The organism is Halalkalibacter wakoensis JCM 9140 (assembly GCF_000513095.1).
Lineage (GTDB): Bacteria > Bacillota > Bacilli > Bacillales > Bacillaceae_D > Halalkalibacter > Halalkalibacter wakoensis.
Window position 1 is genome coordinate 1 of sequence record NZ_BAUT01000113.1, and the last position, 7,675, is coordinate 7,675.

Annotated in this window: 7 protein-coding genes and 2 pseudogenes; 7 read left to right on the top strand and 2 right to left on the bottom strand. The window is 39.9% G+C overall.

Annotated elements, in window-relative coordinates; translation table 11 throughout:
• Positions 1 to 422: 422 nt before the first annotated feature.
• The 7 genes and pseudogenes from JCM9140_RS21085 (at position 423) to sufB (ending at position 6,707) form a co-directional block, all read left to right on the top strand.
• On the top strand, positions 423 to 803 hold the full coding sequence (locus JCM9140_RS21085; protein WP_034751354.1) for a carboxymuconolactone decarboxylase family protein: 381 nt from the start codon (positions 423 to 425) through the stop codon (positions 801 to 803).
• A 193-nt stretch (positions 804 to 996) separates the two neighbouring features.
• On the top strand, positions 997 to 1,134 hold the full coding sequence (locus tag JCM9140_RS24045; RefSeq protein ID WP_166485474.1) for a YuzK family famiily protein: 138 nt from the start codon (positions 997 to 999) through the stop codon (positions 1,132 to 1,134).
• Between the two features lie 321 nt (positions 1,135 to 1,455).
• Positions 1,456 to 2,249: pseudogene (gene sufC, locus JCM9140_RS21090) on the top strand (Fe-S cluster assembly ATPase SufC).
• A gap of 63 nt (positions 2,250 to 2,312) precedes the next feature.
• Positions 2,313 to 3,620, top strand: coding sequence for a Fe-S cluster assembly protein SufD (gene sufD / locus JCM9140_RS21095; RefSeq protein WP_034751357.1), 1,308 nt, complete (start codon positions 2,313 to 2,315; stop codon positions 3,618 to 3,620).
• Positions 3,620 to 4,840 (top strand): cysteine desulfurase, encoded by a 1,221-nt coding sequence (locus tag JCM9140_RS21100; protein WP_034751359.1) that lies wholly within the window; start codon positions 3,620 to 3,622, stop codon positions 4,838 to 4,840. The genes sufD and JCM9140_RS21100 overlap by 1 nt, the downstream gene beginning before the upstream one ends.
• Positions 4,830 to 5,264, top strand: coding sequence for a Fe-S cluster assembly sulfur transfer protein SufU (gene sufU, locus JCM9140_RS21105; protein ID WP_034751362.1), 435 nt, complete (start codon positions 4,830 to 4,832; stop codon positions 5,262 to 5,264). The genes JCM9140_RS21100 and sufU overlap by 11 nt, the downstream gene beginning before the upstream one ends.
• 46 nt (positions 5,265 to 5,310) lie before the next feature.
• Positions 5,311 to 6,707: pseudogene (gene sufB, locus JCM9140_RS21110) on the top strand (Fe-S cluster assembly protein SufB).
• 134 nt (positions 6,708 to 6,841) lie between these two features.
• On the opposite strand, the gene JCM9140_RS21115 reads toward sufB, so the two are convergent.
• Both JCM9140_RS21115 and JCM9140_RS21120 read right to left on the bottom strand, forming a co-directional pair.
• Positions 6,842 to 7,195, bottom strand: coding sequence for a LysM peptidoglycan-binding domain-containing protein (locus JCM9140_RS21115; RefSeq protein ID WP_034751365.1), 354 nt, complete (start codon positions 7,193 to 7,195; stop codon positions 6,842 to 6,844).
• 44 nt (positions 7,196 to 7,239) lie between these two features.
• Entirely contained in the window at positions 7,240 to 7,422 is a 183-nt protein-coding gene (locus JCM9140_RS21120) for a LysM peptidoglycan-binding domain-containing protein (RefSeq protein WP_034751368.1), read from the bottom strand.
• Between the last annotated feature and the right edge of the window lie 253 nt (positions 7,423 to 7,675).

Below are 7,675 nucleotides of genomic sequence, written 5' to 3' on the forward strand. Positions count from 1 at the left end.
TCCGTGTCATTCCCCTGCTAGGGTTACTTTTGTTCCTTTTACTTATCTTTAACTTGTTCCTTTTAATCTTCTACGATTTCTTTTAACACATTCTATTCTCTTTAACGATGGAATTTGAGCGATTTGAGGTTCACCTTCAACATCAGAGATCGCTTGTTGGAAATACGTTCTAGGATAAACGGGCGTACGATAATACCGATCTTCTCTCATTCATCTGCAACGGCATTAGACCTAGCTTTCTCTTGGAATTTCTATCGTTCCTCTCATAAAGCGTGCCCCCCATCCCGGGAGCGAGGGCAAAGCACAATGGAACGGAGCCGTTGAGGGAAAATAAAAGCCTAAAAACAGCTTTTTTCAAAAATGAATAATGCTCACCCAATAACAAATACTAATTTTGTCAGTAAACTGAGGGAGGCGATCAAATGGATCAGCAGCAACAACAAAACAATCCAATTGAAATGGCATTACAAGAATATAAGCAAGGTATCGGTAATTTCACTCAAAAAATGCCTAATATTGCAAAGAAGTTTAATGCATTCACGGAAGCTTGCTTTGAAGAAGGAAAGCTTTCACAAAAAGAAAAACAAATGATTGCACTAGGAATTAGTGTGTACTCTCAAGATGAATATTGCATTATTTATCATGCTAAAGGATGTATTGATCAAGGCTGCACAGAAGAAGAAATTCTTGAAACTGTTGGAGTTACAGCAGCTTTCGGTGGGGGAGCAGCAATGAGTCAAGCGGTGACACTCGTTCAAGAATGCATATCAGAATTAGGTGGAAACAACTCACAAATGCAATAAACCTTTGTAAAGTCGAGGAAATACAATGGAACATTTTCTCACATTACATAATCAGTGCTTACGGTCGCAAATCAATATCTAACATGTTTTTTCGGAGTTGGGTAAATTATCTGACTATGGTACGATTATTTCTGACAAAACATGAAAGGATTGATTCATTATCCATTCGTTAAAAAACGAACACAATGGTGAAATGGAAAAAGCAATGCAACAATCTCATGGAACAAGTTATGCAGAGTATAATCGTAGCCTAGAAAAACGTTTAGAAGTAGAGAAGCAGCGTGAGAAGGATTACGAAAAAAGCAAAAAATTAGCAGCTCAATTCAATTAGATAGCTATTTAATTAATAGGAAGAGTAGCGCCATTTGGCACTACTCTTTTTTGTGGAAATCTTGTTTGATCTAGATAAAAAAAGGAATACTAGTTGGGACTGAAGCGTTCACAGAAAATACATCACAATCAATAAATAAAGTCTTTAAAGGTTAACACTGTAAACATGTTAGAAATGATAGTATATTTAAGGTGCACTTCTTGAACTTATAATAGATTTAGTATAAGATTGTAATGAGAATAGATTGAGAATCAAACCTATCTAAAAAATTAGCAAGCTTTGTCCAATTAGATAAAGCAAATACATTGGAGGTCATTGTAAATGTCAGTACCATTTTTAAAGATTGAGAACTTAAACGTATCAGTTGAAGCAAAGAAATTTTAAAAGATTTCAGCCTTGAAATAAAAGGTGGAGAATTCCATGCGATCATGGGACCGAACGGTACAGGTAAATCTACGTTAGCATCAGCTATCATGGGTCACCCAAAATATGAAATCACGAGCGGATCTGTAACAATTGATGGAGAAGATGTTTTAGAAATGGAAGTGGACGAGCGTGCGCAAGCTGGTCTTTTCTTAGCGATGCAATACCCAAGTGAAATTAGCGGTATTACAAATGCTGATTTCTTACGTTCAGCAATCAACTCAAAGCGTGAAGAAGGCGATGAGATTTCTCTAATGAAGTTCATCCGTCAATTGGATAAGAAAATGGAACTTCTTGATATGGATGAGTCGTTCTCACACCGTTATTTAAATGAAGGTTTCTCTGGTGGAGAAAAGAAACGTAACGAAATTCTTCAACTATTAATGCTTGAGCCAAAAATTGCGATTTTAGATGAAATTGACTCGGGTTTAGATATTGATGCATTAAAAGTAGTATCTAAAGGTGTAAATGAAATGCGCAGTGAGAACTTTGGCTGTCTAATCATCACACACTACCAACGTCTACTTGACTACATCACTCCTGACAAAGTACACGTTATGATGCAAGGACGCATTGTGAAATCTGGTGGCGCTGAGCTAGCAACTCGTTTAGAAGCAGAAGGATATGACTGGATTAAACAAGAGCTTGGTATTGAAGACGAGCGTGTCGAAGCAGCGAACCAAGAAGCGTAAAATAGTTTGTCATTATAAAACTCGCAGTGAGCGAGCAGTACAATAGTAAAGGGTGGGTAATGTATGTCAGTCGAGACAAAAGGATTGTTCGGTAAAGAGCAAATTGAATCATTCTCGAATGGACGCAACGAACCAGATTGGGTACGCGACATTCGCTTAAAAGGCTTAGAAATTTCTGAAACAGCAGAGCTTCCAAAGCCAGATAAAACTAAAATTGATAAATGGACGTTCACGCAAACACGTTTTGATATGAATCAAAAACCAAAAGCGACGTCTGTAAAAGCTTTACCAGAGGCACTTCAAGCGTTAATTGGTGAAGAATCAGATGAGCAAAACTTGCTTGTCCAACAAGATACATCAGCTGTTTACAGCAAAACCAATGCAGAGTTGGCTGAAAAGGGAGTTATTTTTACAGACATCCAAACAGCTCTACACAAGCATGCTGATCTTGTGAAGCCTTACTTCTTCGGTGAAGCAGTGAAACCTCAAGAGAACAAACTTACTGGTTTACATGCAGCGCTATTAAATGGTGGAGCATTCATCTATGTACCAAAAAATGTCCAAGTAGAGATTCCTCTTCAAGCTGTGTTTTCATTAGAAACACCAGAAGCTTTGCTTTCTAATCATGTTATTGTTGTAGCAGAAGAGAACAGCTCAGTGACATATGTTGAAAACTACACGTCTAACGTAGAAGGCGAAGTAGTTGCTAATATCGTTGCAGAAGTGTACGCAAAAGCAAATTCGAAAGTAACATTTGGTGCAGTTGATAATTTTGGCAGCAACGTAACAACATATGTTGTACGTCGTGGTCATGTCGATAAGGATGCTCGTATTGATTGGGCTCTTGGGCAAATGAATGATGGTAACACCGTTTCTGAAAATACAACTCACTTAGTAGGGGACGGTTCTTGGGCTGACACGAAGACGGTAACAATCGGTCGCGGTGAACAAAAGCAAAACTTCACAACGCAAATTTTCCATCATGGAAAACATTCAGAAGGTCATATCTTAAAGCATGGTGTTATGCGTGAAGCAGCAACGGCGATTTTTAACGGAATTACAAAAATTGAGCACGGTGCGACAAAGTCAAATGGAGTTCAAACAGAGCGTGTCTTAATGCTTAGTGAAAAAGCACGTGGAGATGCTAACCCAATCCTTCTAATTGACGAAGATGATGTTACAGCTGGTCACGCAGCTTCTGTTGGTCAAGTGGATCCTCTTCAAATGTTCTACTTAATGAGCCGCGGGATCTCTCGCAAAGAAGCTGAGCGTTTAGTGATTCACGGCTTCTTAGCACCAGTTGTGGAACAGCTTCCAATTGAGTCTGTTAAGGATCGTTTAAGAGAGGCTATTGAAGGGAAAGTTCGCTAATGAATGCCAAAGAGATCAAAAAGCAATTTCCGATTCTTGATCAACATGTCAACGGAAATCCGCTAGTCTATTTGGATAGCGCGGCAACATCTCAGAAACCACTAAAAGTCATTGAAGCGATTGATGATTATTACCGTCGCTATAACTCAAATGTTCATCGCGGAGTTCATACGCTTGGAACACTGGCAACAGATGGGTACGAAGGAGCACGTGAAAAGGTTCGTAACTTTATTGGAGCCAATTCAATTGAAGAGATTATCTTTACTCGTGGTACGACAACAGCGTTAAACTTAGTTGCATCTAGTTATGCTCGTGATAACTTAAAAGAGGGCGATGAAATTGTGATCTCTTTGATGGAGCATCACAGTAACATCATTCCTTGGCAGCAGGCTGCAAAGGTAACAGGAGCAACGTTGAAATATTTCCCGCTTCAGCCAGATGGAACACTTGATTTAGCTGACGTTGAGAAGACGATAACAGAAAAAACAAAAATTGTTTCTGTTATGCAAGTATCAAATGTGCTTGGAACAATTAACCCCATCAAAGAAATCGCCGAAATTGCTCATCGCAATGGCGCGATTATGGTGGTGGATGGAGCACAAAGTACACCGCATATGAAGGTTGATGTAAAAGATCTTGATTGTGACTTCTTTGCATTTTCAGGTCACAAAATGGGTGGGCCTACAGGAATTGGTGCTCTTTATGGCAAGAAACATCTCTTAGAGAAAATGGAACCCATTGAATTTGGTGGAGAAATGATTGATTTTGTAGGATTGCAAGATTCAACATGGAAAGAACTTCCTTGGAAATTCGAAGGAGGTACACCAATTATTGCTGGTGCTATTGGACTAGGTGCTGCCATAGACTTTTTAGAAGAGGTCGGTTTAGATAACATTTTAAAGCATGAGCATGAACTTGCAGAATATGCGATGGAACGTTTATCTGAGATTGACGGTTTGAAAATTTTCGGCCCTAAAAAGCGTGCAGGTGTGGTAACATTTAATTTAGATGATGTGCATCCACACGATGTGGCAACGGTACTAGATGCAGAGGGAATTGCTGTTCGAGCAGGTCACCACTGTGCGCAACCACTCATGAAATGGCTTGACGTCACAGCAACAGCTCGTGCAAGTTTCTATTTGTACAACACGAAAGAGGACGTTGATGCACTTGTCACTGGACTAGTAAAAACAAAGGAGTACTTTGGCGATGTCTTCTAATTTAGATACACTATATAGACAGGTAATTATGGATCACTACAAAAACCCTCGTAACAGAGGGGAGTTTGATGGTGATACGGTTACCGTAAATATGAATAACCCAACATGTGGCGACCGTATCCAAATTCAAATGAAAGTAGAAGATGGTGAAGTCACGGATGCCAAGTTTGTTGGAGAAGGATGTTCGATTAGTTTAGCTTCCGCTTCAATGATGACTCAAGCAATCAAAGGCTTGAAACTGAATGAGGCTGTTGAAATGTCCCAGATTTTTTCAGATATGATGCTTGGAAAAGAGTATGATGACGAGCGTTTTGATTTAGGCGATATAGAGGCGTTACAAGGTGTAGCGAAGTTTCCTGCTCGTATTAAATGTGCGACCCTTGCATGGAAGGCAATGGAAAAGGGAATTAACGATCACCAATAAGGGAGTGGTCGTTTGATCGCTCGACAATTAAAAGGAGGCTTTCAAAATGGCGAAAAAAATGCCAGAAATCGGAGAATATCAATATGGGTTCTCAGATAAAGATGTATCGATTTTCCGTTCAAAGCGTGGATTAACGAAAGAAATCGTTGAAGAAATCTCACGCATGAAGAGTGAACCACAATGGATGTTAGACTTCCGTTTGAAATCATTAGAACAATTTTATAAAATGCCAATGCCACAATGGGTGGAGACTTGGCTGAATTAAACTTTGATGACATTACGTACTACGTTAAGCCATCAGAGAAATCAGAAAAATCTTGGGATGAAGTACCTGAGGAAATTAAAAATACATTTGATAAGCTTGGGATTCCTGAAGCTGAGCAAAAGTATTTAGCAGGGGTTTCTGCACAATACGAATCTGAAGTTGTGTATCACAACATGAAAGAAGAACTAAGTGATTTAGGAATTCTTTTCACAGATACGGACACAGCGTTAAAAGAGCATGAGGAGATTTTTAAAGAGCACTTTGGAACCATCATTCCTCCAACTGATAACAAATTCGCAGCACTAAACTCAGCGGTTTGGTCTGGAGGATCGTTCATTTACGTACCAAAAGGTGTAAAAACAGATACTCCACTTCAAGCGTACTTCCGTATTAACTCTGAAAACATGGGTCAATTCGAGCGTACGTTAATTATCGCTGATGAAGATAGCTCTGTACACTACGTAGAAGGATGTACAGCGCCGGTTTACTCAACAAACTCACTTCACAGTGCCGTTGTTGAAATCATCGTGAAAAAAGACGCATACTGCCGTTACACGACGATCCAAAACTGGGCACCAAACATCTTTAACTTAGTTACTAAGCGTGCAGTAGCTGACGCTGGTGCAACAATGGAATGGGTTGATGGTAACATCGGTTCTAAGCTGACAATGAAGTATCCAGCTGTTGTCATGCGTGGTGAGGGAGCGAAAGGTACGATCCTTTCCATCGCGATTGCTGGTAAAGGTCAGCACCAAGATGCTGGGGCAAAAGTTCATCACTTAGCACCAAACTGTTCATCAACGATTGTATCGAAGTCCATCTCTAAACATGGCGGGAAGGTAACATACCGTGGTATCTGTCACTTTGGTCGTCGCTCTGAAGGCTCTAAGTCGAAGATCGAGTGTGATACACTCATCATGGATAACGAGTCAACATCAGATACAATTCCATACAACGAAATTTTGAACAATAACATTACACTTGAGCACGAAGCAACGGTTTCAAAAGTATCTGAAGATCAACTCTTCTACTTAATGAGCCGTGGTATTTCTGAGCAAGAAGCAACAGAAATGATCGTAATGGGCTTCATAGAGCCATTTACAAAAGAACTTCCAATGGAATATGCCGTTGAAATGAACCGTCTGATTAAGTTCGAGATGGAAGGATCAATCGGTTAATCATAGGAAAAAGCGAATCCTCATGGGGATTCGCTTTTTTTCAGTCTTTAACAGGGATAGAGACTCTTCCATTCGATAAGTTGTTCTAATCAAAAGATCCTGCATGGTACCTCATGCAGGATCTTTTGATGATATTAGCTTATTGGAATATAAATGGTTGAACCAACTGGAATGGAATGTTCATCTACTTCAGGATTGGCATCTAGTAAATCTTGAACGGAAACACCATCATAGACACTTGCGATATTCCAAAGGGTATTCCCTGGTTGAACGGTATGAGTGATATTTTCTTCGGAAGTGCTACCACTATTATTGTTTTCAACAATTGTTAGCTCTGCTCCAACTGGTAGTGCATAAGGGTCTAACCCTTGATTTCGTTCTATAAGTTGCTCGATATTTACACCATCATACGCGTTAGCGATGCTCCAAAGTGTATTTCCAGGTTGAACGGTGTGTGTGACAGTTTCTGAGCTGGCATCGTCACTCACTCTTTCAAGTAAAATTTCTGTTCCAGTTGGAATGGAATACGGATCTAACTATGGTTAATGTTTAACAAGTCATCGACACTAACCTCTTCATGTTCAGCGGCGATACTCCATAACGTATCCCCATCTTCCATTGTCGTTACTGACTCAGCCTTAGGTGATAGATTACTAACGCCAAGCACCATACCTGCAGCAATTACTGGGGTAATGAACATTGTTGTTTTTCTCATTCTATCTCCTCCTTTATTAGTAACGCTTATTTAATGTCTACCTCTTTACGCTATCTATTAAACTACAAATTACGACATTTTTTTTTAAAGTTTTTAGGCGTTTCTTTTTATGGATGAGGTGGAAGGGCGGTGATCGTTGCAGTGCGCTCCAGTCACTCGCACCCGCAAGGAGGTGCTGAGCCTCCTCGGCTACGCCTGTGGGGTCTCAGCTTTACCTCTATTTGAAGCCACTGAAAAAGTGCCTAACTGCCGC

Coding starts and splice junctions, on each gene's coding strand:
- JCM9140_RS21100 (WP_034751359.1), top strand. CDS start 3,620: ATGAATGCCAAAGAGATCAAAAAGCAATTTCCGATTCTTGATCAACAT.
- sufU (WP_034751362.1), top strand. CDS start 4,830: ATGTCTTCTAATTTAGATACACTATATAGACAGGTAATTATGGATCAC.
- sufD (WP_034751357.1), top strand. CDS start 2,313: ATGTCAGTCGAGACAAAAGGATTGTTCGGTAAAGAGCAAATTGAATCA.
- JCM9140_RS21120 (WP_034751368.1), bottom strand. CDS start 7,422: ATGAGAAAAACAACAATGTTCATTACCCCAGTAATTGCTGCAGGTATG.
- JCM9140_RS21085 (WP_034751354.1), top strand. CDS start 423: ATGGATCAGCAGCAACAACAAAACAATCCAATTGAAATGGCATTACAA.
- JCM9140_RS24045 (WP_166485474.1), top strand. CDS start 997: ATGGAAAAAGCAATGCAACAATCTCATGGAACAAGTTATGCAGAGTAT.